This is a genomic window from Nonomuraea candida, assembly GCF_000725485.1.
GTDB lineage: Bacteria > Actinomycetota > Actinomycetes > Streptosporangiales > Streptosporangiaceae > Nonomuraea > Nonomuraea candida.
On the sequence record NZ_JOAG01000003.1, the window covers coordinates 144,855 to 170,738 of the forward strand.

The 25,884-nt window shown below is 72.1% G+C and carries 21 protein-coding genes and 1 other RNA gene; 12 read left to right on the plus strand and 10 right to left on the minus strand.

The window, feature by feature from the left end:
* Positions 1-5: 5 nt before the first annotated feature.
* Positions 6-956, plus strand: a complete 951-nt coding sequence (locus IO39_RS00710) for a ferrochelatase (protein WP_043614160.1) — start codon at positions 6-8, stop codon at positions 954-956.
* 15 nt (positions 957-971) lie between these two features.
* Here IO39_RS00710 and IO39_RS00715 read toward each other — a convergent pair whose 3' ends face one another.
* Entirely contained in the window at positions 972-2,180 is a 1,209-nt protein-coding gene (locus IO39_RS00715; protein ID WP_043614163.1) for a lytic transglycosylase domain-containing protein, read from the minus strand.
* 92 nt (positions 2,181-2,272) lie between these two features.
* On the opposite strand from IO39_RS00715, the gene IO39_RS00720 reads away from it, so the two are divergent.
* The 3 genes from IO39_RS00720 to IO39_RS00730 all read left to right on the plus strand — a co-directional run bounded on the left by IO39_RS00720 (position 2,273) and on the right by IO39_RS00730 (position 5,621).
* Positions 2,273-3,475: an MFS transporter gene (locus tag IO39_RS00720; RefSeq protein ID WP_043614166.1), complete on the plus strand. Its 1,203-nt coding sequence runs from the start codon at positions 2,273-2,275 to the stop codon at positions 3,473-3,475.
* Between the two features lie 99 nt (positions 3,476-3,574).
* Positions 3,575-4,249, plus strand: coding sequence for a polysaccharide deacetylase family protein (locus tag IO39_RS00725; protein WP_245641748.1), 675 nt, complete (start codon positions 3,575-3,577; stop codon positions 4,247-4,249).
* A gap of 49 nt (positions 4,250-4,298) precedes the next feature.
* Positions 4,299-5,621, plus strand: a complete 1,323-nt coding sequence (locus IO39_RS00730; protein WP_052422329.1) for a D-arabinono-1,4-lactone oxidase — start codon at positions 4,299-4,301, stop codon at positions 5,619-5,621.
* Between the two features lie 6 nt (positions 5,622-5,627).
* Here the strand turns inward: IO39_RS00730 and IO39_RS00735 are convergent, their stop codons facing one another.
* Positions 5,628-6,464: a DUF4179 domain-containing protein gene (locus tag IO39_RS00735; protein ID WP_043614172.1), complete on the minus strand. Its 837-nt coding sequence runs from the start codon at positions 6,462-6,464 to the stop codon at positions 5,628-5,630.
* A gap of 118 nt (positions 6,465-6,582) precedes the next feature.
* Between IO39_RS00735 and IO39_RS50105 the strand changes: the two genes are divergently transcribed.
* Together IO39_RS50105 and sepH are read left to right on the plus strand one after the other, a co-directional pair.
* Positions 6,583-7,533 carry a S8 family serine peptidase gene (locus IO39_RS50105; protein ID WP_157547759.1) on the plus strand — a complete coding sequence of 317 codons (951 nt, stop codon included), beginning with the start codon at positions 6,583-6,585 and terminating at the stop codon, positions 7,531-7,533.
* 160 nt (positions 7,534-7,693) lie between these two features.
* Positions 7,694-10,219, plus strand: a complete 2,526-nt coding sequence (sepH, locus tag IO39_RS58730; RefSeq protein WP_281199882.1) for a septation protein SepH — start codon at positions 7,694-7,696, stop codon at positions 10,217-10,219.
* Positions 10,220-10,370: 151 nt separating this feature from the next.
* Here sepH and IO39_RS00755 read toward each other — a convergent pair whose 3' ends face one another.
* Together IO39_RS00755 and IO39_RS00760 are read right to left on the minus strand one after the other, a co-directional pair.
* A complete protein-coding gene (locus tag IO39_RS00755) occupies positions 10,371-11,903 on the minus strand; it encodes a PH domain-containing protein (protein WP_245641749.1) in 1,533 nt (510 codons plus the stop codon).
* Positions 11,904-12,226: 323 nt separating this feature from the next.
* On the minus strand, positions 12,227-12,748 hold the full coding sequence (locus IO39_RS00760) for a PH domain-containing protein (RefSeq protein WP_043614176.1): 522 nt from the start codon (positions 12,746-12,748) through the stop codon (positions 12,227-12,229).
* A gap of 786 nt (positions 12,749-13,534) precedes the next feature.
* On the opposite strand from IO39_RS00760, the gene IO39_RS00765 reads away from it, so the two are divergent.
* The 3 genes from IO39_RS00765 to IO39_RS00775 all read left to right on the plus strand — a co-directional run bounded on the left by IO39_RS00765 (position 13,535) and on the right by IO39_RS00775 (position 18,263).
* Positions 13,535-14,083 (plus strand): YbhB/YbcL family Raf kinase inhibitor-like protein, encoded by a 549-nt coding sequence (locus tag IO39_RS00765; RefSeq protein WP_052422292.1) that lies wholly within the window; start codon positions 13,535-13,537, stop codon positions 14,081-14,083.
* Positions 14,084-14,267: 184 nt separating this feature from the next.
* The gene (locus IO39_RS55845; RefSeq protein ID WP_169789005.1) at positions 14,268-15,950 is read left to right on the plus strand and encodes a hypothetical protein; all 1,683 of its coding nucleotides are present in this window, start codon (positions 14,268-14,270) and stop codon (positions 15,948-15,950) included.
* A gap of 78 nt (positions 15,951-16,028) precedes the next feature.
* Entirely contained in the window at positions 16,029-18,263 is a 2,235-nt protein-coding gene (locus IO39_RS00775) for a SulP family inorganic anion transporter (RefSeq protein WP_052422293.1), read from the plus strand.
* 163 nt (positions 18,264-18,426) lie between these two features.
* Here the strand turns inward: IO39_RS00775 and IO39_RS00780 are convergent, their stop codons facing one another.
* Positions 18,427-18,729 (minus strand): alpha-amylase inhibitor, encoded by a 303-nt coding sequence (locus tag IO39_RS00780; RefSeq protein ID WP_043614188.1) that lies wholly within the window; start codon positions 18,727-18,729, stop codon positions 18,427-18,429.
* A 106-nt stretch (positions 18,730-18,835) separates the two neighbouring features.
* On the opposite strand from IO39_RS00780, the gene IO39_RS00785 reads away from it, so the two are divergent.
* Together IO39_RS00785 and IO39_RS00790 are read left to right on the plus strand one after the other, a co-directional pair.
* The gene (locus IO39_RS00785; RefSeq protein WP_043614191.1) at positions 18,836-20,542 is read left to right on the plus strand and encodes an FAD/NAD(P)-binding protein; all 1,707 of its coding nucleotides are present in this window, start codon (positions 18,836-18,838) and stop codon (positions 20,540-20,542) included.
* A gap of 440 nt (positions 20,543-20,982) precedes the next feature.
* The gene (locus tag IO39_RS00790) at positions 20,983-21,744 is read left to right on the plus strand and encodes a serine hydrolase (protein ID WP_052422294.1); all 762 of its coding nucleotides are present in this window, start codon (positions 20,983-20,985) and stop codon (positions 21,742-21,744) included.
* A gap of 160 nt (positions 21,745-21,904) precedes the next feature.
* On the opposite strand, the gene IO39_RS00795 is transcribed toward IO39_RS00790, so the two are convergent.
* Positions 21,905-22,336: a winged helix-turn-helix transcriptional regulator gene (locus IO39_RS00795; protein ID WP_281199883.1), complete on the minus strand. Its 432-nt coding sequence runs from the start codon at positions 22,334-22,336 to the stop codon at positions 21,905-21,907.
* A 98-nt stretch (positions 22,337-22,434) separates the two neighbouring features.
* Here IO39_RS00795 and IO39_RS00800 point away from each other — a divergent pair, with 98 nt between their 5' ends.
* Positions 22,435-22,812: a VOC family protein gene (locus IO39_RS00800; protein WP_043614197.1), complete on the plus strand. Its 378-nt coding sequence runs from the start codon at positions 22,435-22,437 to the stop codon at positions 22,810-22,812.
* A gap of 430 nt (positions 22,813-23,242) precedes the next feature.
* Here the strand turns inward: IO39_RS00800 and IO39_RS00805 are convergent, their stop codons facing one another.
* From IO39_RS00805 to rnpB, 4 genes are all read right to left on the minus strand, one after another.
* Positions 23,243-24,040: an SDR family NAD(P)-dependent oxidoreductase gene (locus tag IO39_RS00805; RefSeq protein ID WP_052422296.1), complete on the minus strand. Its 798-nt coding sequence runs from the start codon at positions 24,038-24,040 to the stop codon at positions 23,243-23,245.
* A 352-nt stretch (positions 24,041-24,392) separates the two neighbouring features.
* A complete protein-coding gene (locus IO39_RS55855; RefSeq protein ID WP_169789003.1) occupies positions 24,393-24,713 on the minus strand; it encodes a hypothetical protein in 321 nt (106 codons plus the stop codon).
* A 2-nt stretch (positions 24,714-24,715) separates the two neighbouring features.
* On the minus strand, positions 24,716-25,030 hold the full coding sequence (locus IO39_RS54010) for a hypothetical protein (protein WP_157547763.1): 315 nt from the start codon (positions 25,028-25,030) through the stop codon (positions 24,716-24,718).
* A gap of 354 nt (positions 25,031-25,384) precedes the next feature.
* Positions 25,385-25,775, minus strand: an RNA gene (gene rnpB, locus IO39_RS50145) — RNase P RNA component class A.
* Positions 25,776-25,884: the final 109 nt, after the last annotated feature.

A 25,884-nucleotide genomic window follows, 5' to 3' on the forward strand; every position in this document is an offset into this window, starting at 1 on the left:
GTCACGTGGGAATTTACGACGCCTTGCTGGTCCTGTCGTTCGGCGGTCCCGAGGGCCCCGACGACGTGATGCCGTTCCTGGAGAACGTCGTGCGCGGCCGGGGTGTGCCGCGTGAGCGCCTGCTCGAAGTGGCCGAGCACTACCAGAGCTTCGGCGGGGTCAGCCCGATCAACCAGCAGAACCGCGACCTGGTCGAGGCGCTGCGCCCGGTCGCCGGGGTGCCGGTCTACTGGGGCAACCGCAACTGGCACCCGTTCGGCGAGGACACCGTGCGCCGGATGAAGGCCGACGGCGTCAGGAAGGCGGCGGTGTTCGCCACGTCGGCGTTCGCGGGCTATTCGAGCTGCCGCCAGTACTACGAGGACATCGAGCGCATCTCCGTCGAAGGCGGCCCCGAGCTGGTCAAGATGCGCCACTACGGCGAGCACCCCGGCTTCGTGGCCGCCATGGCCGACCACACCAGGGCGGCGCTGGAGCGGCTCGGCCGCGACGACGCCCGGCTCGTGTTCACCGCCCACAGCATCCCGGTCTCCATGGCCGAGACCGCCGGGCCCGAGGGCGGCCTGTACGAAGCGCAGCTGCGCAGGAGCGCCGAGCTGGTCAACCGGGCGCTCGGCCGCACCCAGCCGTGGGACCTGGTGTGGCAGTCGCGCAGCGGCCCGCCGCAGGTGCCGTGGCTGGAGCCCGACGTCTGCGACCACCTGCGCAAGGTCAGCGCGCCGGCCGTGGTGCTGGTGCCGATCGGGTTCGTCTCCGACCACATGGAGGTCGTCTACGACCTCGACACCGAGGCGAAGGCCGTGGCGGCGGAGCTGGGCCTGCCGATGGAGCGGGCCGCGACGGCGGGCACGCACCCGAGGTTCGTGCGGATGGTGCGCGAGCTGATGGAGGAGCCCGAGCCGGTGCCCTGCCCGCTCACCTGCTGCCCGCCGCCGCGCAGGAGGCCGCAGGCGTAGCTTCCGGGGCGGCGGTCATGAGGCGTACGCCCGCGCGTACGCCTCGGCGATCGACATGACCTTGTTCACGTAGTCCCACGAGTGGTTGTAGAACCAGATCGCCTTGCGCAGCCGCTCGCCGCCCTGTCCCGCCTTGTTCGCGCACAGGTAGTTGGCCGCCCCCGGCACGGCGTCGTACGGGCTCCAGATGTCCTTCTTGCCGTCGCCGTCGCCGTCCACGCCGTAGTGCTTCCAGGTGGCGGGCATGAACTGCATCGGCCCCAGCGCGCCAGCGCTCGACGGCCCGTTGTTGCGCCCGTGCCCGCTCTCCACCTGCCCGATCGCGGCCAGCACCGTCCAGGACAGGCCGGGGCAGCGGGTGGCGGCGGCCTTGTAGAGCTCCAGGTAGCTGCCCGGCCTGCCGACGCTGACCTCCTGCTGCCGGGCGGGCTGCTGCTGTTGCGGCTGCTGCCGCTTGGCGGCGCGGGCGGCGGAGTCGAGCAGGACGACCTGCGCGTCCTTGCCGAGCAGCCGGCGCACGCCCGACTCGCTGATCTTGCCCTCCTTGCCGTGCAGCAGCACCGCGACGCCCTGCGCGAACCCCAGCGACCTGCCGAGGTCGGCGCTGATCAGCCCGTCCACGCCGTGCAGCCCGAGCGGGGCCGAGGCGGCGACGCGCAGCCTGGGCCCGCCGTCCACCTGGTACATGGCGCCGAGGATCAGCCCGTACTTGCGCACCGTCTTCGTCTCGGCCACCAGCTCGCCCCTGGCCAGCGCGCTCCACACGGCGGGCTGGTCGGCGACGGGCTGTGGCGTCCAGGAGCGGAAGTCGGCGGGGTCGACGGCCAGCAGGTTCAGGCCGGTGCCGGACACCTTGACCGCGCCGGCGTCCACGACGGCGGCCTTCTGCACGTGGGCGAGGCCGCCCAGCTTGAGCCTGGTCTCCTTGGGCACGGTGCCGCGCGCGACCGCCAGGACGCGGGGCGGGGTGGCCGTCACGCCGGGGCCGCCCGCGCCGAAGTCCCGCACCGGCTCGGCCGTGGGCACGAGCTGGTCGAGGCGGGGGGCGGCGGACTGCCGGGGGGCGGCGGCCTCCGGCTGCCGGGTGCGCGTGCGTACGGGCTCCTGCGTGCTGCCGACCAGGTCCTCGTCCATGATCACCACGATGCCGCCGGCCGCGGCCGTGACCGCGAGCACGGCGATGACCATGAGCATGACCGCACGGAGGGAGGGAAGACCGGACACTCGGGACACGTTAACTCACGCCACCCCGAAACCACTTGCGATATCCGACATATGTGCGCAATGGTTAGCTGCTTGAGTAAGGGGGAAACAACGTGATCGGGCCTTACCGAGGGTTGTTCGACAGGCCCGGGGTCAAGGCGTTCGTGCTGGCCGGGCTCATCGGCCGGATGCCGATGTCCATGCTCGGCATCGGCGTCATCCTGCTGATCACCGCGCTGACGGGCAACTACGCCACCGCCGGCGCGGTCGGGGCGGCGTCCAACCTGGCCTTCGCCGTGGCCGCCCCGCTGTCGGGCCGGCTCGCCGACAGGTTCGGGCAGGGCCGGGTGATCGCGCCGTTCGCCCTCGTGAACGCGATCGCGCTGGCGGCCCTCATGATCTTCGCCGCCTCCCGGCTGCCCGAGTGGACCCTGTACGCCGCGGGCCTGCTCATCGGCGCCACCTCGCTGTCGCTCGGCTCGATGGTGCGCGCCCGCTGGTCGGCCATCCACGGCGGCTCCGACCGGCTGCACGCCGCCTTCGCCTTCGAGTCGGTGGCCGACGAGATCGTCTTCGTCACCGGGCCGGCGCTCGTCACGGTGCTGGCGACCACCGTGAACCCGTACGCGGGCCTGATCGTGGCGCTGGTCTGCATGCTGGGCGGCTCTCTCGCGCTGGCCTCGCAGCGGCGCACCCAGCCGCCCGTCCAGCTCATCAGGTCGTCGTCGGGCACGCCCATCCTGATCCCCGCCATCGCCCTGCTGGCCTGCGTCTCGCTGGCGCTGGGCGCGATCTTCGGCTCCGTGGACCTGATCACGGTGGCCTTCGCCGAGGAGCACGGCGTGAAGTGGGCCTCGGGGTTCCTGCTGGCCTCGTTCGCGGGCGGGTCGATGGTGTCGGGCCTGTGGTTCGGCTCGCGCAACTGGCGGATCTCGCTGCGCACCCGGTTCGTACGGGCCCTGGCCCTGTTCATGGTGGGGCTGTCGCCGATCCTGTTCATCAACACCCCCGGCGTCATGGCGGCGGCGCTGTTCCTGGCGGGCTTCGCCATCTCGCCGACGCTCATCACGTGCTTCTCCCTCACCGAGCGGCTGGTGCCGCAGGCTCTGCTCACCGAGGGGATGGCGTGGATCTCGACCGCGATCACGCTCGGCGTGGCGCTCGGGTCGTGGGCGGGCGGGCACCTCACGGAGACGTCCGGGGCTTCCAGCGCGTACGTCTTCTCCATCGCCGCGGCCGTGGTGGCGGTGATCGTGGGCATCGGAGGTTCGGGTTTGCTGAGACTTCCCGCGGCTCCTTCACCCCCGGCGAGCTGATCCGCTACGGTCGAAAGATCCCTCGCAACACCCATCACACTGGAAGCACTAGTTATGTCCCGACAAATCAGTTCACTTCTAGCTATCGCGGCTGTTTGCGTGACTCTTGCTCCGGCGCCGGCCTTTGCCGCGCCCAAGGAGGAGCCCGTCGACTGTGAACAGGTCAAGTGCATCGCGCTGACCTTTGACGACGGGCCCAGCAAGTACGCGGGAACGCTGCTCGACACGCTCAAGAAGCACGACGCCAAGGCGACGTTCTTCCTTGAGGGCCAATACGTGAAGAGCCGGCCCCAGTACGTCAAGCGCATGGTGGCCGAGGGCCACGAGCTCGGCAACCACAGCTACAGCCACCCCGACTTCACCAAGAGCGACGCGGCGACGATCAAGAGCGAGATCCAGAAGACCCAGGACGCGGTGAAGAAGGCGGCGGGCGTCGAGCCCAGGCTGCTGCGCCCGCCGTACGGGCTGGCCGACCTCCAGGTCTCCGACATCGCCGCCGAGTTCGGCATGCCGATCATCCTGTGGACCGCCGGCTCCAAGGACTGGAGCACCAAGGACGTCGACGCCATCCAGAAGCAGACCCTGGCCGTGGCCGAGCCGAACGGCATCATCCTCATGCACGACTGGGTGAAGCAGACCGTGGACGGCATGGCCTCGCTCATCAAGACCCTGAAGAACAAGGGCTACCACCTGGTGACGGTCTCCGACGTGATCAAGAGCCAGGAGCTCAAGCCCGGCGACGCCTTCCCCACTCCCGAAGGCTGGGAAAGCTGAGTATCGTTCGCGTTTAATACCGGACGAACGCTCTGGAGGGGTGCCCGCGGTGGACGATCCGCTCGCCGGGCCGGCCCGTACGACGCGGGCCGCCGCGACCTTCGTGAACTGGGCGCGCAACCAGTCGGGCACCCCCGCCGAAGTGCGCACCCCCGCCTGCGCCGAGGACGTCGTACGCGCGGTGCGCGACGCGGCGGCCTCGGGCCGGCGGGTGCGCATGATCGGCACCGGCCACTCCTTCACCGGCGTGGCGCTCACCGACGGCATCCTGCTGCGCCCCCACGCGCTGACCGGGATCGCCTCCCACGCCGGCGACCACGTCACGGTGCTGGCCGGCACGCCGCTGCGGGTGCTCAACGAGCTGCTCGCCGAACGCGGCCTGGCCCTGGCCAACATGGGCGACATCACCGAGCAGACCGTCGCCGGCGCCATCCAGACCGGCACCCACGGCACCGGGCGTGACAGCGGCGGGCTCGCCGACCAGGTCACCGGGCTGGAGCTGGTGCTCGCCGACGGCTCCGTCGTCACCGCCGCCCCCGGCGAGGACCTCTTCGACGCCGCCCGCGTCGGGCTGGGCGCGCTCGGCGTGCTGACGACCGTGACGTTACGGGTGGAGCCGGCGTTCCTGCTGCACAACCGGCGGCGCACGCTCGGGTACGGCGAGGTGCTCGGCTCGCTCGCCGAGCTGACCGCCGCCAACGAGCACCTCGACTTCTTCTGGCTGCCGCAGACCGAAGCGTGCCTGGTCAAGACCAACAACCGGAGCGCGGGCCCGGCCCGGCCGCCCGGCGCGCTGCGGCACTGGCTGGACACCGTGTTCCTGGAGAACACCGTCTTCGGGGCCGCCTGCGCGCTCGGGGCCCGCCTGCCCGGGCTGATCCCGAGGATCAACGCGCTCAGCGCGGCGGCGCTCGGGGAGTCGGAGTCGGTGGACGTCTCGTACAAGGCGTTCACGGCGCGGCGGGACGTGCGCTTCCTGGAGATGGAGTACGCCATCCCGCGCGAGCACCTGGCCCAGGCCCTGCGCGAGACGCGCGACCTGATCGAGCGGATGGACTGGCGGATCACCTTCCCGGTGGAGGTGCGGGTGACGCCGCCCAGCGACGCGTGGCTGTCCACCGCGTACGGGCGGCCGACGGCGTACGTCGCCTGCCACGTCTACCGGCCGACGCCGGACCCCGCCTACTTCAAGGGCGTCGAGGAGATCATGACCCGGCTGGCGGGGCGGCCCCACTGGGGCAAGCTGCACACGCGTGACGCGGCGTACCTGGCCGGGGTGTATCCCCGCTTCGCGGACTTCCGCGCCCTGCGCGACCGCCTCGACCCGGACCGCCTGTTCACCAACGACTACCTGGACACGGTGCTCGGCTGACGGGAGTCACCGGGCCGGCGGGGTGTCGCCGGGCTCGGTCCGGTCGTCGGCGGACGTGGGCGGCGGGAGCGGCTCGTCGGACGGCGGCTCCTCCACCGGGTCCGGCCGCTCCTCCTCCGGCGGCGGCGAGCCCGTCGCCTCCTCCGACGGCTCCACCTCGCCGGTGGGCGTCGGGGTCGGGGTCGGGGTGGGCCGCGGGGCCGGCGTGCCGCTCGGCGTGGGCGTCACGCTCGGCCCGGGCGTGACCGGCTGCTGCGTGGCCGTCTGCGGCGCCTGGTGCGCCGGCGCGCCGTCATCGCCGTCCCGCCGGTCCGCCGGGCGGTCCTCGCGCTGCTGCTGGGCCTTCGGCGGCGTCTTGCCGGTGACCTGGTCGTGCACGGTCTGCTGGGCCACCGCCTCGTAGACCAGGATGCTGCCCATGCTGATCCCGAACACGATCGCGGCCGCCGCCCCGACCTTCAGCCAGGGCAGCCTGCGCCGGCCCACGGCCGGCATGACCAGCGTGGACGTCCCCTCGCCGCCCTCGCCGCCCTCGCCGGGGGCCTCACCGCGGTCCTCGCCTGCGTCCTTGACCGGCGCCCCCTGGACGGGCCGCGTCTCCTCCGCCGGATGCTCGCGCCGCACGATCAGCGGCGTGTGCTGCTTGACCCGCTCTCCCGTCTGCTTGAGATAGTGCGTGTAGACGGCGGTGGCGACCGTGCTGGCGACGCTGACCACGGCCGCCCCGATCACCGTGCCCGCCACACCGAGATAAGACGCGGCCACCGCGGCCGTCACCGCGGCCAATGCCCCGCCCAGGATCTGCGGCATGCTCAGCTCGAACTTCCGCTGCTCGCCGCTCATCCCCCGGATCAGTCCTCTCTCGCCATGCCATGCGTTCGGTAAAGAGCTGTCTCGTGAATAGACGCGACTGCGTGTCCCGTTGTTCCTGTGACCTGCGTGACAGGCACCCTTGTAACTCGTGCCCCGACGACTCGGCCTGCCCTCCGTTTACCTCGCCGCGGCCGTGGCAACGGCCGCCACGACCGCCGTCCCTCTGGCCATGACACCCGCCTCAGGACTCGCCCTGCACCCCGTCCGGCCGGAACCCGCCCGGCCCTACATCGTCACCGCCCGCAACCGGGTGGCCGCCCGCGACCTCGTCGGCGAGGTGCGCTGGCGGGTGCGCCGCTACTACACCTCGGCGCTGCCCGGGTTCGCCACCTTCCTCACCGCCGACGAGCTGGCCGAGCTGCGGGCCGACCCGCGCGTACGCACGATCGAGCCCGACCGCGTGATCCATCCCGTGGCCGTGCGCAGACCCGCCAGGCCGCCGGTCGCGCCGGCCGGCGGCGCGGGCGCCACCGTGTACGTCCTGGACAGCGGCGTCGACACCGGCAGGTCCGAGTTCGGCGACCGGGCCTGGCGGGCCTTCGACGCCACCGGCGGCACCGGGCGCGACTGCGGCGGGCACGGCACGCAGGTGGCCGCCCGCGCCCACGACCTGGCCCCGAAGGCCGGCATCGCCTCGGTCCGGGTGCTCGGCTGCGACGGCGCCGGCACGCTGTCGGACGTGCTGGCGGGGCTCGACTGGATCAGCCGGCACGCCCACGGCCCCTCCGTCGCGAGCCTGGCGTTCGACGGCTCCGGCTCTCCCGCCCTCACCGACGCGTCGCTCTCGCTGGCGCGTTCGGGAGTGCTCGTGGTCGGGGCGTCCGGCGGCGGCACGGCCTGTCACGTCACGCCGGACGGCAGGGTCTTCACGCCGCATGTCCCGTACCTCGCGGGAGCCGCCGCGGGGCACCTGGAGCTCCATCCAAACGCCGGCCCCGCCGCGCTGGCCACCATGATCGACTGCGGCACCTCGCGGAAAGCGATTCGCCAGAACCCGTCGAGGCCATCTAACCTCCAGATACGCAACGGCGGGCTCTAGAGGGATGGACTCTACAAATGTGACCGGCGTCACATCGCCCCGGGGCTATCCCAGGAAGGCGATGTTCGGACATGCCGGGTACGGTGCTGGCAGGCAACCGGCACACGCGAGAGACTCAAGGGTCCGGGGGAAGAATGGCGACGCTGACGAAGGGACTCGCATGCAGGAGCTCCGACTCGTCGCGGTGAGTGAGGACGGCACCTACCTCGTGCTGGCTACTGCCGGACGGGGCACGCGCTTCACACTTCCCGTGGACGACCGGCTCCGTGCTGCCGTCCGCGGCAACTTCTCCCGTCTCGGCCAGTACGAGATCGAAGTGGAGAGTCCGTTGCGCCCCAAGGAGATCCAGGCCCGCATCCGTGCCGGAGAGACGGCGGAAGAGATCGCCGCGACCGCCGGGATCCCGGTCGAGCGGGTCCGCTGGTTCGAGGGGCCGGTGCTGCAGGAGCGGGAATACGTCGCCCAGCAGGCGCAACGCGTGGCCGTCCGGATGCCCGGCGAGTCCGCGCCCGGGCCCACCCTCGGCGAGCTCGTGGCCGAGCGGCTGACCAGGCGCGGCGTGCCCACCGACGAGATCGACTGGGACTCCGCCAAGCGCGACGACGGCCTGTGGCGGGTCAAGCTCGGCTACGTCTGGAACGGTCACACCCGCCACGCCGAATGGCTCTTCGACCCGCGCAAGCGCCACGTGACGCCGCACGACGACGAGGCCCTGCGCCTGTCCGCCGCCGACTTCGACCCCGAGCCCGCCGTGGTGGAGGACACCACGGTGACGCCGTTCGCGCCGCGCGTGGCCAAGCTCCAGCCGGTGCCGCCGCTGTCCTCCGACCCGCTGCCGTTCCCGTCGGTGGTGCGGGGCGAGCCCGAAGAACCGGCCGTCGGCTACAACCCGCCGCCCAGGTCGTCGGAGTCCGCCTACACCCGCCCGGCCGACACCCCCGCCTTCGACCCCCTCCAGGAGCCGCCCGGCCCGCGCCAGGATTCTCCGGGGCTGCGGCAGGATCCGCCCGGGCTGCGGCAGGAGCCTCCGTCACGCGAGCCCTTCCGCCCCGAACCACCTGCCCGCGAAACCGGCTATGCCCGCCCCGGCGACACCTCGTCCCGCCGTGGCGGGTCTTCGCCATGGTTGCCCGATTTCAGCTCGGGGCGTACGAGCGAGCGTGAGACCGACTCCATCTACGCCCCCGCCGCCCCGCCCTCCTCCCGTCCGGCGCAGGAGCGCACCCCCTTCCTGACCCACCCGGGCTCGACCGGGGCCACCTCAGACTCGGGCTCGACCGGCGCCACGGCGGGTCCGGGGCCGGCCAACGCCGCCACGGGCCCGGCACCGACCGGCGCCGCCCAGGACCAGGGGCCCGCCGTCGCCGCCGGCCAGGAGCAGGACGCGGCGCCCGCCCAGGCGAGCGGCGCGCAGGCTCGTCCCGCCGTCGCGCCCGCGGAGGCCCCTCCGGCCGCCCTCACCACGCAGCCGTCCGCCACGACGACGGAGCCCGTCGCGGCGAAGCCCGCCCTCGAAGACCCTGCCGCCGCGCCGCCGCAGGCGGAGACGGCCGTCATCGCTGCCGCCGCGCCGGAAGCGGTGGACACCGCCAAGGCCGAGGCGGCCGACGGCTCCCAGGCGAACGCGGCGAACGCGGCGAACGCCTCCGGCACGCAGGCGATGGGCACCACCGCGAGCGCGGAGACGGCCGACGTCTCCGGCGCGACGACGGAGCCCTCTGCGGGACAGCCCGCAGCGGCCACCGCACCCGAGCAGCCGCCCGCCGCAGAGACTTCCGCCGCAGACACTTCCGCCGCTGAGACTCCTGTCGCGGAGACGACCGTCACGGAAGCGCAGACCACACAGGCCGCGCAGGCCGCGCAGGCTTCCGTCGCCGAGGCGCAGGCCGCGGAGACACCCGTCTCCGAGCCGGCTGTCGCGGAAGCGCGGGCTGCCACGCCCGTTACGGAAACCCCTGAGGCGGAAACGCAGGCTACGGCTACGCCTGCCGCAGAGGCATCCGACACGGAAGCGCCCGCTGCCGAAACGCCCGGCGCCGAGACTCCCAACGCCGAGGCTCCCGGCGCCGAGACTCCCGGCGCCGAAGCTCCCGTTGGCGAGGTCGACGGCACCAAGGCGTCCGCTTCGCAGGCATCCGTCGCTGTCGAGGAGACGGTTGCGGCCGAGAAGCCGGTCGCTGCCGAGGAGACGGTCGCTGCCGAGGAAGCGGCGGCCCAGCCGGAGCCCACGCCTGAGCCGGCGCCTGAGCCGGAGGCGGCGACTGGACCGGAGCCTGTGGCCGAGGCGGAGGCCGCGACTGAATCGGAGCCCGTGGCCGAGTCGGAGCCCGTGGCCGAGTCGGAGCCCGTGGCCGAGTCGGAGCCCGTGGCCGAGGCGGCGCAGGAGAGCACGCCGGACGAGCCGGAGACCGCGCAGGAGAGCAAGCCGCCTGCGCCCAAGCCCAAGCCCGCCCCCGGGCGGGAGCCCGTCCAGGAGGGCAAGCCACCGGCGCCCAAGCCGAAGCCGGCCCCCGCCGTGCCGGCCGCGCGGGCGGGCAAGGACGGGGGCAAGGACGAGCCGCCCGTGCCCGTGCCGTCCCCGCCGCCGGCCCCGGCCGCCCGTCAGGCGCGCAAGGGTTCGAGGGGCCGCCGGGCCTCCGTACCGACGTGGGACGAGATCATGTTCGGCGCCCGCCGCCAGGACTGACGCGACACCCACCGGCCGGAACCCGCGCGGACGCGCAGGACCGGCGCTTCCGGTGGCCCCATCGAGCGGTGCGTCGTGGCATGGCTTGATCTGGCCTGCACCGGCCGGGCGCGTGTCAGGGTTCGCCGCGCTCCAGGAACGGCGCCAGCCGTCAGGGTTCGCCGCGCTCCAGGAACGGCGCGAGCCACTCCGGGGTCACCTCGGCGGCGAACTCCGCCCCTTGGGTCTCGGAGACGTCGATCGCCGAGTAGCCGCCCTTGCCCGCCCCGACCCCGGCGATCAGCGTGAGCACCCCGGCCCGCCGCTGGAGCCAGGTCTGGCGCAGCCGCCAGCCCACCACGGCCCGCCGTTCGACCACGGCCTGGGCGCGCCGCAGCGATCCCGAGCGCACCGACAGGCGCCGGCCGTCGTAGCCGTGTCCCAGGGAGGCGTACCGATCCAGGCCCAGGGGCACCCCGACCGCGGCCAGGAGCAGCGAGAGCACCAGCACGACCCACCAGAACGTCCCCGCGGTGAACCAGAGGCCGATCACGCTGACCGCGCTCACCAGGAGCCAGGGAAAGACGGCGCGGAACAGCCGGCGCTGCCGGGCCACGGGCGGGTGGGCGCGCAGCGGCGCGTCGTAGGGGCCGATCGCCTCGCGGGTCACCTGGAACGCCACGTCGCGCGGCACGTCGGGCAGGAGCTGCCCGCGCGTCTCGGAGTCGCCGAGACCGGTCACGATGGCCCAGACGCGGGCGACCCTGGCCCACCGCTCGGCCAGGCCGTCCACGATCTCGTAGCCGCGTACGCGCTGCGACTCCAGCGACACGCTGCGCCGGTTGATCAGCCCGCGCTCGGCGACCAGGTAGCCGTCGCGGCGTTTGAGGACGAAGTTCCAGTTGAAGACGGCGTACATCAGCCCGCCCGCGACCGGCATCGCCAGCACGAGCAGCACCGCCACGGCCAGCAGCAGGTAGGGGTGCTCCCAGAGCCACTCTCCCGCGACCCAGGCGTCGTCCTGGCTGAGCCCGAGGTCGTCGCCCCACTGGAAGGCCAGCCCCACCGCGCCGCCGACGAAGGCGAACGGGGTCAGCAGGTACGCGCCCGACAGCGGCCCGTACAGCAGCCACCTCCTGGGCACGGTGGTGATCGGCCGTTCCCGGGGGCCGGCGGGGGCAGGGATGGAGGCGCCGGTCGTGGCGCCGGTCGCGTGCGGCTCGGGCCCGGCCGTGCGGCGCAGCAGGACCGCCTTGAGCCGTTCGGCCTCCTCCAGCGAGATCCCGTTGAGCTTGGCCTCCTCCTCCCCGCCGCTCGCCCCGGTGTCGATCTTGAGCACGGTGAGGCCGAGCAGCCGGTGCATGGGAGGGGTGGACAGGTCGACGCCCCGGATGCGCTCCAGCGGGATGGTGCGGACGGAGCGGCTGATCAGCGAGCGCTTGGTCTCCAGACGGTCGCCGACGATCTCGTACGTGAACGTCGCCCATCTGATGATCGCGAACACCACGGCGGCGAAGACGCCCACGGCGGCGTAGGCGTACGACCTGACCGAGAAGCCGCCCACGAACAGGACCCCGACCAGCGGGAGGAAGAGGGAGGGCAGCATGCGGACGGGGTCGATGAGCAGCACCTTGGGGCTGAGCCGCTGCGGCACCCGTGCGATGCCCGCCCCGCCGTACGGCGGCCCCGGACGGGGCGGCTGCATCGGCGCCCCAGGGTGCGGGGGATGCGCCGGCGGCCCGGCGTACGGAGGCGGGACCGGCGGCACGCCGGGAGGATGCGGAGGCGGGACCGGCGGCCCGCTCCCGCCGTGCGCGGGCGGCACGGGAGCCGCGCTCCCGGGATGCCGGGGCGGCGAGGGATGCGCCCAGCCGGTGGACGTCTCAGGAGCCGCGCCGCCCTGCGGCGCCTCCGCCCCTCGGGGACCCTTGCCGTCCTGGGGCGGCTCCGGGGTTCGGGAAGCCCGGCCACCCTGGGGCGGCTCCGGGGGCGTGGGCGAAGGGGTGGGGTCGTCGGGGCGGGGGCCGGTCATGTCGCGTCGTCTCTGAGCTCTTCGGCCCGCCGCGCCAGTTGCTCCGCGAGCCCCGCCGCCACCCGGTAGTCGAGCCCCTTGATCGTCGAGGAGCCCGCGTGGGACGCCGTCCTGATCTCCAGCGTGGCCAGCCCGAGCAGCCGCTCGAACCACCCCTGGGCCTTGTCCACGGTCTGGATGCGGCTCACGGGCACGAACACCCACTCCCTGGTCAGGAATCCCGACCGGGCGTAGACGACGTCGCCTGACAGCTCCCAGCGATGCACGAAGTACCGTACGAACGGCTCGGCCACCAGGAACGGCAGCGTCACCACCATGACCGCGACGGGCAGCAGCCACGCGTCCCCGGCCAGCCACTCCGGCACCCATGACCAGCGGCTGCCGTCGAGCCATCGCGACACCAGGAGCGAACCGCCCAGCAGGAACACGAGCGCGACCAGCGACTCGAGCAGCCACATCCGGATGGCCTTGGGCGAGACGCGGTTCGCCGGATCGCGTAGCGGGCCTGTTGACGTCACAAGGCCAGCTTAGGGTGCGAACCGGGCAGGCGATCTGCCAGCGGGCGGGTAAAGATCCATCGGCCGTCCCGGCGTGTCTGCCCACCCCCGGATCGGCCCCGGTGCCATGCTCGTGGCGGCCGGCCGCAGGCTGTCGAGCTTGGCCACGTCGGCGGCGCCACGTTCGTGCCAGCCAGGCCCCGGCCGAGCGCCTGACCGCACCACAGCGCGAGCGCCCTCACGCAACGTGGCAGCCGCCGTCCGCACAGCCAGCCCCGCCCGGCATCCCGTACGCACCCCTGCGCCGCCACCGGGCGTCCCGCACGCCACTCCGAGCGCCGCCACCCGGTGTCCTCACGCCCCCGGCGGCGCCGCCACCCGGCGTCCCTCACCACCCGGCGCGCCACCGCCCTGGCATTCCGTCGCAGAACGCCCGCCCGGGCGTCCCCTCACAGAGCGTGACGGCCGCCGGCCGGGTTCCCCGGCCCAATACCGTCTGCCGGCGAGCCGGCGCATCTGGTTTTCAGGTCGTGGGACCGACCGAAAACTCTGTCCCTTTCGTCGGATTCCCCCGGCACGCCCGGCATGCCCCGCTCCGTCGCATAGCAGCAGGCCCACCGGGTTCCCGGTACGGGCGTGCGGGACCGGGACAGGAGAGGTTCTTGTGTCCAAGCTCACTACACGGATGCCGTCATTCTGGCTGTTTTCGGATCCTTTACCGAGCACCGACCATCGAGAAACGGTCTGCGCACCGCCGTAAGCCGCGTAGCATCATCCGGCATGGGGCTGTGTAACGCGGCATCTCGCATGCGACGCTCCGCTGTCATCGGGACAGCGGTGGCCGTCACGTTCAGCTTGTCAGGTTGCGGCAGTCTCGGCTTCATCGGCAGGTCCCAGGCGGCGGACCTGGCAGAGATCAACGTCTCCAGTCCGGAGCTGCGCGAGGGCAAGCCGCTGCCGCGCGAATACTCCTGCAAAGGCGACCAGAGCAGCCCGCCGCTGCGCTGGTCGAGCCAGCCGCTGTCCGAGGCCAAGTCGATCGCCATCGTGGTCGACAGCCACACACCATCAGATTCGGCCGTGCACTGGGTGCTCTATGACATCCCGGCCACCACGACCGAGCTGGGCCCCGACGCCGCCGCAGACCCCCCAGCGGGTTCCGGCCAGGCGAGGGTCACCAGCGGAAAGGTGGGCTACGAGCCCCCCTGCCAGGAACAGGCCAGCTATCGGTTCACGGTCTACACGTTGAAGGGCAAGGTCGATCTGCCGGGGACCTCCGAGCTCCCCACGATCTTGAAGAAGATCGCGGACCAGACCATCGCCCGAGGCCGCCTGACGGCGGTGAACATCGAGTGAGACGCCGAACACGACATGTAGTGCCGATGGACCAATTCTTCACGTAGGGTGTGACAACTCTCATAGTGGTCCGACAGAATCAGATCCAATTGTTAGGCACTGGTGATCAAAGGGGGCAGATCGCGTCGATGGCCGCGCGATCTCATCGGTGCCAGAGGGAGGCCATGGCTTTGAGGGTGGTGCAATGATCGCGGTCGTAGTGAGCTTGGTCGCTGTCGTGCTCCTCGTGCTCGTCGTCGTGGCACTGGGCATGCGCTCGATGAACCGCAGGGAGAGCTCGCTTCCTCCGGAGCGGCTGAAAGAGATGGCCGAGAAAGAGGAGAAGACCCAGACCCGTTCGACGGACCAGTTCGCGGCGCACGAGCCGCGGATGGCCAATTTCAGCCCTGACTTCAGCCCCATCGACGAGCCCAAGCCGAAGCCGGTGCGCACCGGTCAGCGTGGCAGGCGCGGTGTGGACGAGTGGGGCAACCCGAACAACCCCGACGATGACGACGAGGAGTTCTGGGCCAATCTCCGCAGCGACGCGGAGGAGGGCAACTTCGGCGCCGGAGGCACCGTGGCGGCCAGGAAGGGCGCCGCCCGTCCCGTCGAGCGCGAGGCCGCCGAGGCCGCCGAGGCCGGAGGCGCCCAGGAGCGTCCCGCCAAGCGGTCCGAGCGCTCCGCCAAGCCGCAGCCCGCGGCCGCGGCCGCCGTAGACCCCGACGCCACCACCATCCAGGCCCCTCTCCCCCAGCGCCAGCCCGCCGCCGCGGCCGCGGGGCTCGCCGACCTGGTCGAGCCGCAGAAGCGCGCCATTCCCACCCAGGCCGAGCTGGCCGACCAGCGCACCGTGACGTTCGCGGCGCCGACGGCCGACGTGCTGAGCATCCTCGGCGCGGGCGCCCAGCCGGTGCCCGCCCCCACCCGCGAGCCCTCTCCCGTCCGCGAGCCCGCCCCCGCCGCGCCGGGCGGCACGCGCCCGGCCTCCCGCTCCTCCCGCAGGACCGGCTCCCGCTCCCGCGCCCAGGCCGCGGACAGCGCCGCCCGCCCCGCCGCCCCGGCCGCGACCGGCGGCGCCTCCTACCCGGCCACCCCCGCCGCCACCGGCAGCGGCTCCTACCCCGCGACGCCCGCCGCCACCGGCGGCGCCTCCTACCCCGCGACGCCCGCGGCGACCGGCAGCGGCTCCTACCCGGCGACTCCGGCGGCGACCGGCAGCGGCTCGTTCCCCGCCGCCGTGAGCCCCACCTCCAGCGGCGGCTTCCCCGCCCCTGTCACCCCCATCCACCCGGCGCCCACGAGCGACCCGTTCCCCGCCTACAGCGGCGGCGCGGCCGACCCGCTCGACCCGGCGTGGTCGGGCCCGCCCGCGGCGACCACGTCCGGCTCCTGGCCCGCCTCGGCCGACATCCTCGACGACCCGGCCCCCGCCGCCGCCCCGTACGCCGGGGCGAGCTCGTGGCCGGCGTTCGAGCAGCCCGCCGCGCGCTCGTCCTATCCCGCCTCCTACGAGGTGAGCGCGGGCTGGGCCGTGGCCGACGACTCCGACCCGCTCACCGGCCCCTCCCCCGCCTCCGGCACCCCGACGGTGCCCGGCAGGGCGGTCTCCAGCTACGACGTGCTCTCGGCCCCGGCGCCGACCCCGGCACCGACACCGACACCGACACCGACACCGACACCGCCCGTGGCCTCGCCGTTCGCGGCGGGCGCCTACGAGACCGGCGACATCACGACCAGCCCCGCCGCCTGGCCCGCGCCTCCGTCGCCGGGCGCCGTCCCCCAGGGAGGGTGGCCCGCCTACGGCGACCAGCCGGCGCCGGACAACGGCCGGAACGGCCACCGCCGCGCCCCGGAGAAGGATTATCCGCACGACTACTACCGATGATCTCCCGGTCCCATTAATACGTAAAACCAGCGCGATGCCCCACTAAAGCGGGGACGACGGAGCAATAGGGTTTGCTCCATGTTCCGCGACACGCAGAGTAGCTGGTTGAGCACCCTCCGGCACGACGTGCCAGCCTCGCTCGTGGTTTTCCTCGTCGCGGTGCCCCTCTCCCTGGGCATCGCGATGGCCTCGGGGGCGCCGCTGGCCGCCGGGCTCATCGCCGCGGTGGTGGGCGGCGTCGTGGCGGGGGCGCTGGGCGGCTCGGCGGTGCAGGTCAGCGGGCCCGCCGCGGGGCTGTCGCTGGTGGTCGTGGATCTCGTGCACACCTACGGCTGGCGCGCCACCTGCATGATCACGCTGCTGGCCGGGGCCGTACAGCTCGTGCTGGGAATCTTCAAGGCGGCCAGGGCCGCGCTGATGGTCTCGCCCGCGGTCATCCACGGCATGCTCGCGGCCGTCGGCGTGATCATCGCGCTCTCCCAGCTCCACGTCGTGCTGGGCGGCAGCTCGCAGCGCTCCGCCGTGGCGAACCTGGTGGAGCTGCCGGGCCAGCTCGCCGGCCTGCACGGGCACAAGGTCGCCGTCGGCCTGCTCACGATCACCGTGCTGGTGGTCTGGTCGCGGCTGCCCCGCCAGGTCAAGGCGGTGCCCGCGCCGCTGGTGGCGCTGGCGGTGGCGGCGCTCACGGCGTGGACGTTCGGCTGGGACGTGACCCGCGTGGACCTGTCGAACGGCTTCACCGGGTGGGCCTTTCCCGTGCTGCCCCAGGGCGACTGGCACCTGATCGTGGTCTCGGTGCTGCTGGTGGCGCTGCTGGCGGGGTGCGAGTCGCTGCTGTGCTCGGTGGCGGTGGACGGGATGCACGGCGGCCGGCGGGCCGACCTGGACCAGGAGCTGACCGGCCAGGGCGTGGCGAACATGGTGTCCGGCGCGCTCGGCGGCCTGCCGGTGGCCGGGGTGATCGTGCGCAGCACGGCGAACGTGCGGGCGGGGGCGCGTACCCGCTGTTCGACCATCCTGCACGGGGTGTGGGTGCTGATGTTCGCGCTGGGGTTCGGCTGGACGATCACGCTGATCCCGCTGGAGGCGCTGGCGGCGCTGCTGGTGTTCATCGGCGTGCAGATGGTCAACCTGGGGCACATCAGGAAGGTGCACGGTCACGGCGAGGTGCCGGTGTACGTGGTGACGCTGGCCGCGGTGATCCTGCTCGGCCTGGCCGAGGGGGTGGTGGCGGGGCTGGCCCTGGCCGCGCTGCTCGCGCTGCGCCGCCTGACCTGGGTGACGGTGCGCAAGCGGGGCGACCGCGCGGGGCGGCTGCACGTGACGATCTCGGGGTCGCTGACGTTCCTGGGGGTGCCGCGGCTGACGCACGAGCTGCGGACGATCCCGGCGGGCACCGCCGTGGACCTCGACCTCAACATCGACTTCATGGACAACGCCGCCTTCGAGGCCATCCACTCCTGGCGGCTGGACCACGAGCGCATGGGCGGCACGGTGGTCATCGACGAGCTGCACGACGAGTGGTACGCGCTGGCGGCCAGCGGGGCGCGCATGTTCCCCGCCAAGTCGCCGCCCCGGGTGCCGGACCGCTGGTGGCTGCCCTGGGCGCACCGCCGCCACCGTCCGGAGCCGGCCGCCGTGCCGGCCGACGGCCCGGCGGAGTGCCTGATCACGGCGGGGGCGCGGGAGTACCACCGCCGTACGGCGCCGCTCGTACGGCCCATCTTCACCGAGCTGGCCCGCAAGCAGCAGCCCTCGCACCTGTTCATCACCTGCGCCGACTCGCGCATCATGCCCAGCCTGATCACGGCGAGCGGCCCCGGCGACCTGTTCACCGTGCGCAACATCGGCAACCTGGTGCCGCGCAAGGGCTCGGAGCCGCGCGACGACTCGGTGGTGGCCGCGATCGAGTACGCCACGCAGGTGCTGGGCGTGCACACCATCACGGTGTGCGGGCACTCGGGCTGCGGCGCGATGGCGGGGGTGCTGAGCGGCGGGGTGCGGGCGGGGAGCCTGCCCGGGCTGCGCAGGTGGTTGCGGCACGGTGACCACAGCCTGGCCACGTTCATCGAGACCGAGGGCGACCGGCTGCACGCCGGGGCCCTGGACGTGTTGTGCCGGGTCAACGTGCAGCAGCAGCTGGAGAACCTGCGCACGTACCGGAAGGTCGACGAGCAGGTGCGGGCGGGCAAGCTGGAGCTGGTCGGGCTCTTCTTCGACATCGGCTCGGCGCGGGTGCACATGGTGCCGCCGCTGCGCTCTACGCTCTGCGTGAAGACGTTCGATCGGAGGGTGACCACCGGCGAAGAATGAGCCCGTGAGGATTCTGGTTCTGGGTGGTTCGAGCTTCCTCGGCCGCGCGGTCGTGACGGCGGCGCCGGCCCGGGCCTCCCCAGCGCCCGGCTCGCACCCGTCGAGGCCCGGGCCTCCGCAGGGGCAGGACCTCGACCGGCGAGAGCCGGGGCGCGTCAGGCGGTCAGCAGGAGTTGGCGCCGTCGAAGGTGCGGGGGCCGCGCGGGATCTTGGAGGAGATGGTCTGCCCCGGGTCCACGGTGTGGCAGGCGCCGTCGCTGCCGTGCGCCCACACGATCTTGAGCCTCAGCCTGTGGCCGCAGTCGTTGCGCGCGTATCCCGTCTTGGTGATGGTCCCGGTGTTGTGCCAGACGGCGACGCAGGAGGGCGCGTTGCCCGCCGGCATGGCCGCCGCGCCCGGCGCCGCGGCGGCGAGGGCGCAGGTGAAGGCGAGGGCGGTGAGAGCTGTTCTGGCGGTGTGGCGCACGACGGGTGGCTCCTTGGTCGGCGAAGATATCACTAACGATTAGTAATCGATTGAATGCTTTACGTCAACAGCCGAGGTCGCGGCGTGTGCGGGGTAGCTGAGCGCTGTGGGGCAACGGGTCGTCGCGGTGATCGGGGTCGGACCGCGGGGCCTGTCGGTGCTCGAACGGCTGGTGACGCGCCTGCGTGAGCGGCCCCCGGACGACGAGGTGACCGTCTGGGCGTTCGACGCGGTGGGGCACGGCGACGGGCGGGTCTGGCGGGCTGACCAGCCGCCGTGGTTCGCGGCCAACACCACCGCGGGCGAGAGCACGATGTGCGCTCCCGGCGCTGGTTGCCTGCCCGTGCGCCGGCTGGGCACGATGGCGGGCTGGGGCGGCCTGGCGGTGGGCGCGTACCCGTCGCGGCGGCATTACGGACAATACCTGGCGGAGGTGTTCGCCACGTTGTGCGCGTGCGGCCCGCCGAACGTGCGGGTGCGGCCGGTGCGCGCCGAGGTCACCCGGATCACCCGCACGCCACGGGGGCTGCGGCTGGTGGCGGGCGGGAACGCGTACCTGGTGGACAAGGTGGTGCTGGCGACCGGGCACGGCGCGACGGAGCCCGACGAGGCGCAGCTCGCCCTGCTGCGGCACGCCGACGGGCACGGCCTGCGTTACGTCCCGCCGGGGCTGGCCACCGAGATGCCGCTCGACGAGCTGCGGCCGGGGGCCGAGGTCGCCGTGCGCGGGCTCGGGCTGACGTTCTACGACGTGACGCGGGCGGTGACGCTGGGGCGCGGCGGGCGGTTCCGTACCTGCCGGGAAGGGTTGCGGTACGTGCCCAGCGGCGACGAGCCGCGCCTGCTCGCGCTGTCGCGCGGCGGGGTGCCGTTCCTGGCCAGGCCCGCCGTGCCGGACTTCCCCGTGCCGCCCGTACGGCTGCGCGTCGTCACCGAGGAGCGGCTGGCGGCGCTGCGCGAGACGGCGCTGGCGGCCACCGGCACGCCGCAGCTCGACTTCGCCCGCAGGGTGGAGCCGCTCATCCAGTTCGAGGCGGACCTGGCCTGCTCGACCGGGGCGGCGCATCCGCTCGCGGGGCTGGCCCGGCCGTTCCGTGACCGGTTCTTCGCCGGGCCGGACGACTACCGCGCCTGCCTGGCCCGCCTGCTGCGCGAGGACGCCCGCCGGGCCGAGGCGGGCTGCGTGGACGGCACCGTCAAGGCGGCCACCGAGATGTTGCGCGCGATCAGGCCGCTGCTGCCGCTGGTCGTCGACTTCGGCGGGCTGCTGCCGGGCTCGCACCGGGATTTCCTGTCCAGGTTCGTACCGGAGAGTTTCGTGTTGTCGGCCGGGCCGCCCGCCTCGCACGTCGCCCAGCTCGCGGCGCTGATCGACGCCGGCGTCGTCCGGCCGGTCGGCCCGGCGGGGCGGGTGGAGGCGGGGGCGGACGGGTTCGTGGTGTCGTCGCCGCAGGTGGGCGGCTCGCGCCGGGTCGCGGAGGCGCTCGTCGATGCGCGGGCGCCGGCCAGGAACCTCGCCAGGGACGCTTCGCCGCTGGTCAAACAGCTCCTGGCGGACGGGATGATCAGCGAGTTCGTCAACGTGGACCCGGTCACGGGCGACCGCTTCGCCACGGGCGGGCTGGCGGTCACGCCGGCTCCGTACCGGGTGATCGACGGGCGCGGCCGGGCCGATCCGGACATCCACGCGCTGGGCGTGGCCACGAACCACACGCGCTGGTTCACCGAGGTCGGGACGGGCCGGCCCGGCCAGGACAGCCCGTTCTTCCGCGACGCGGACGCGGTGGCCGCCGCCCTCCTGGAGCCCCGCTGACCCACGGAATCGGTCGAGCACGAAAGGACCCGTCGTCGGCGCCCCCTGACACGGCGGAAGGGGCCACCGCGGAAGGGGCCACCACGCGACCGGACACCGCGGAGGCGTTGATCGCGGGCTAACGCGGTGGAAACAGGCGGCTCGCGATGCTGCCTGCCATGCGTTTCATGACATGGCATGACATGCCGCTGGTCTCGCTCGGGTTCGTGTGAGCCGTCGTGCCCGCGAAGCCCGGGGCGCGGCGCCGGCCGGTGGCGGCGATCGTGTCACTGACCCTCCTCCTGCCCTCCGGCGCCACCCCGGCACCCGGCCGGCCGGCGCGCGCCCCCGTTCTCCTCCCCCTCGCCCCCGCTCCCACCTCCGTCACGACGTCACCCGCGCCGCCGTCGGAGCCATCGCCTGCGCCGCCGAGGCGTGCACACCCCGTACGGTCCTCACCGGTGACGGAGATCCCGCACGCGTACGAGAAGCCGCTCACCCGCTCCCTCGACCGCTACCTCGACGACCTGCCGGGCGACCTCTCCGTGTCGGTGCGGGAGGTGCCCTCCGGCCTGTCCTACTCCTACAACTGGGGGCTCAGGACCGCCACGGCCAGCATCGTCAAGGTGAACATCGTGCTGGCGCTGCTGCTGCGGGCCCAGCGGCAAGGGCGGGGGCTGGCGGGGTGGGAGCGGCGGGCGGCGGCACGGGCGATCAAGGCGAGCGACAACGACGCCGCGTCCCGGCTGTGGACGGCCATCGGCGGCGCGCCGGGGCTGGCCGCCGCGAACAAGCGGCTCGGCCTGCGGGCCACGCGTCCCGGCCCGGGCGGCGCGTGGGGCTCGACCACGACCGGCGCCACCGACCAGGTACGCCTGCTGAACGCCCTCGTCTCCCCCAAGAGCCCGCTGTCGGCCGCGAACCGCCGGTACGTCCTGGGCCTGATGCGCGACGTCGTGCCCGAGCAGCGGTGGGGGGTGAGCGCGGCCGGCGGGCGGGCGGAGCTCAAGAACGGCTGGCTGCCCCGGGCACGGGACGGCGGGCGGTGGACGGTCAACAGCATCGGCCGGGTGCGGGGGCGCGGGCGTACGTACCTGATCGCGGTCGTCTCCCGGCGCAACCCGTCCCTGGCGGCGGGCATCAGGGCGATCGAACACGTCAGCACCCTGGTCACCGGCAGCCTCGCCAAGGCCGCCGCCCCACCTCGGCGAACACCGACGTGAAGGTGATGTCGCCGGTCGCAAGCGACGCCCACCGGGGCGGACGGTATCGAGGACGCCGGCTGACAGCGGCACGGTGTCATGCCGGCCTGCCTTGACCATCCGCGCCCCTCGCCAGTTGGCGCGGACGGTCGAGGCGGTCCCGGGAGTGCGGTTCGCGCCATCAGCGACCGGATGAGGCCGGTCGGCTCTCGACGGGCGTGGCCGCGGTCTCCAGCGCCCAGTCGAATCGTGCGCGGGATTCCTCGATGTGTTCCAGGTAGCGGCGAGTCCATGCGCACATGCCGTAGACGGTGTGCCGCATCGCCTGGCCCGCGTCCGTGAGCGCATATTCCACGCGCGGCGGCACGGTCGGGTAGACGGTGCGCTCGACGAGCCCATCGCGTTCGAGGCTGCGCAGTGTCTGTGTGAGCATCTTGTGGCTGATGCCCTCCACCTCACCGCGCAGTTGCGTGAAGCGCAGGGTGCGCTCGCCGAGGATGCTGATCACCAGCAGCGTCCACTTGTTGGCGATGCCGGGGAAGATCTCACGTGCGAGAGAGTGGGCGCGCGTCACATCGTCGTCCTCCGAAACACGCCTGACGTCTTCGGTCACCACCAGGTGCCTTTCTCTCGCGAAAGTGCGCTCTTCCCCGTGACCTGGTCACTCTCTTACGGTTCCGGGGTATTCATACGTTACCGCTAGGACATGCCATGACCATTCTCAAGACGTACGCACGCCTGTGGGCCGACGAGATGGACACGTCGCTGACACTGCTGCGTGAACTGACCGGCGCAGAACCCGATCTGCGCTTCGCCTTCGACTCCGTCGAACTCGCAGCGATCGGTGACTTCCTCGTCATCGCGGGGCCGCCTGCGGAGCGTGCCCGCTATTCCCACGCCAGCGCCACTGTGATCGTCGACGACCTCGACACCCTGATCGAGACGCTCGGCACCGCCGGCGCCGAGATCACCACACCGGTAAGCGTCAGCGCCACCGGTCGGTTCCTGTACGCGCGCCATCAGGGTGGCGCAGAGGTCGAGTACGTGGAATGGGTTCCGGAGTTGGTGGAGCGCATCGTGCGGGCGTAGTCAGCGCGTCCGTGCCCCCGACGTGCCCGGGGCACGGACCCGCCGTCACGTCGGCGGCGTGTGCGCCAACTGCTGCCACCTCAGCCGCTTCACTGCTCGGTGTCACTGGTCGCCGCGTTCCTGACCTTCCGCGTCAGAGTTCACCAGGGCGTGACTCCATTCAGCCCCTACGGCTACGCCCGGAGTCCACGGGGCGATCCGGCCCAACTCCGTGACACGGAGTGGTCGGAGGAGACCACCTCGATCACTCCTTGGGCAACATGGTGATCTTCCGGGGAGCGTTGACGCCGGCCGCCCAGCACGCCGACGTCAACGCGCTCACCACGGTCAGCACCCACAGCCCGGCGGCGGCTCCGGAAGGCCGACCAGCCCTCGGCCAGATCGGCCGGGAACCGGCGCCGGGATGGCCACGGCGTTGTCGGCGAGAGGTCTATGGGAGGGCGGACCGGGTCACCGCGCGGATGGTCTCCTCGAAACGGCGCGCCTCGTTCGGGTCCACGGCGAGCTCGATCGGCTTGCCCTTCTTCCAGGTCGTGAGTGGCGCGGCCGGCGGATGGTCGATGAGCGCGGCCAGCGGCGGCACGGCCTTGGCCACCGGCTGGGCGAACACGGCCGACGCCACCCGTACGAGGCCGCGCAGCGGCTGCTTGAAGGGCTCGTGCAGGCCGGTCGCCACAAACACCGGGTTGTACAGCACGTACTTCGTCCGCTCGGAGAAGTAGGCCGTCCCCAGCAGTTCGCCGGCCGCGGCTCCCTGCATGGTCGCCGTCGGCCCCCGGTACTTGTCCTTCAGCTGGAGGTCGTCCCAGTGGATCCTGCCGCCGCGACCGGCGCCGCACAGGTTGATGATCACCGGTGCCGGCGCCTGCTCCAACGGGTCACGCAACCCTTCGGCCATGAGCCACCGGTTGAGCACGTAGAGGGCGAAGGTGTGCTCGAAACCCTCGTCGGTCTCCACTCGTACCGCGTTGTACCGGAACGCGGCGAGCACCAACGCGTCGATCACGGGGTGCTCGGTGCGAAGTCGTTCCATCAGGTCGCGGGTCTGGCGCAGGGAGCTGAGGTCGGCTCTGACGAATCGGGCCTTCGGCACCTCCTCGCGCAGGCGTCGTCCGCCCTCCTCGCTGCTGCCCACGGCCACGACCTGGTCGCCGAGCTCGGCGTAGTGGCGGGCGAGGGCCTTGCCGATGCCGTTCGTGCCGCCGGTGATCACGATCGTACGAGCCATAACTTGAGGGCCTCCTCAACTTGAGATAGCCCTCAACTTAACCGGGATTCCGGGCCCGCGCAAGGACGCCGCACACCACCGCGAGCGGCGGGAACGCCCGACGGCGTGATCGTCGCGACTCGACACGCTCGGGCCACGGCCGGCTGTTATGCGGCACACCTTCGCCAGCACGGCACTGGCTGAGGGCGTACCTGTCTTCGAGGTGTCGCGATGGCTGGGGCATGAGTCCATCACCACGACCGTGGACCTGTACGGTCACCTGGTATCTGAAGCATCACAGCGTGCACGCGCAGCTATGGATCAGGCGTTTTCCCAGGAGCTCCGATCACCGCGATCGTCTCAGCCACGGCAGTCAAACCTCTTCCCGGAGGCCACTTTCGGGCAGATCCACCACGTCGAAAATCCTGATTATTTCAACCTCAGGAGTGTCTTCGGCTGCCCAGAACCGAATCGTAATCACTAAGTTTTCTCGCGGCCAGATGGATATCGGCCGAAGGATGGTTGGATCGTCGGCCATATCTTCAGTCCAGTACCACCGATCCCGCCAGTGTCCAGTTCGGATGTCTCTGAGGACCTTTGCCACAAGTTGGTGATCTCCCTCCTTGCGGCTGTCCGAGTTCCACCATTGCGCGAGTACCCGATCGCTTCCCGCCTGGAGCCGTAGCTCCGCCATGGCTACTCCATGAGTCGGTTGAGCACCTCATCGATGTCCAGCGACCCACCCGAGGCCACGCGATCTTTGGGAGCACTCCTTACCGCTTCGACATAGTCAGGAATGCCGCGCAGACGAATGGTCGCGAGGAGATTGTTAGCGAAATGTACTAGGTGGTCAACATCCTTGGTCCGCTGAAAAGCCAGCATGGCACGGCAGGTGCTACGTAGGAGTTCCCTCTGTTCAGAGGCTTCCAGCCCATCAATTGTTGCCATAGCCCGTTCGACCGCTGGGTCATCATGGGGAACAGAACCGGCCGGGAGGAATTCCTCGTTCATGCCTTCCAACTCCGTGGTGTAGTTTGCTGTTGGTTTCGATGCGAAGAGAGACGGCTATCGATGCTCTCAGCGCACAAACAGGGGTTGCCTGAAGGGAACACCTTCATATAGCGATCACGGGGCCCCGAAGGATCGAACCTTTATTCGATGTGACAGTACGCCTGCGGGTCCTTCTCTGCCAGGGGCGCCCACGGACCTTACCTTTGCGTAAGGAGGCGCCCGGCCGGCACCTCTAGACCCATCCGGTAGAAGATGCCACCCGTGCCGAGCCCCCGGGCGTCAGGCCAGAGTGCCCTCGATGTGCCCTGCTCCACTCATACCGGCTGTTGGATGCCAGGTAAGGCGAAGGATTAGGGGACGAGTCGGCCTGTAGGCCGGGTTCTGTCCTTCGTACGAAGGGGCGACCATCCATCTAGGGCCGCCGTTGCCGGCGGCCTCGAGCGGTCTACCCGCGCGACTCGGGCGGGCAGCCCTCGAACGTCGCGCGCGGAACGCTCCGAGAAGCGTCCCTTCTTGACCTTGCTCCGGGTGGGGTTTACCTAGCCGCCCACGTCACCGTGGGCGCTGGTGGTCTCTTACACCACCCTTTCACCCTTACCTCCCGGCGGAACCGGGAGGCGGTCTGCTTTCTGTGGCACTGTCCCGCGGGTCACCCCGGGTCGGCGTTACCGACCACCCTGCCCTGTGGAGCCCGGACCTTCCTCGGCGGGCCTGGTGGGCCCGACGCGGCCGCCCGGCCGACTCGTCTGATGGACTTTATCAAATTTCAAGCCGTTCCCAACTCGGCGACAAGATCGGCTCGCTGGAATGGGTCCGTCATCGCCTGAGGGGGGCGGTGGCAGGCGCGGTCGTGC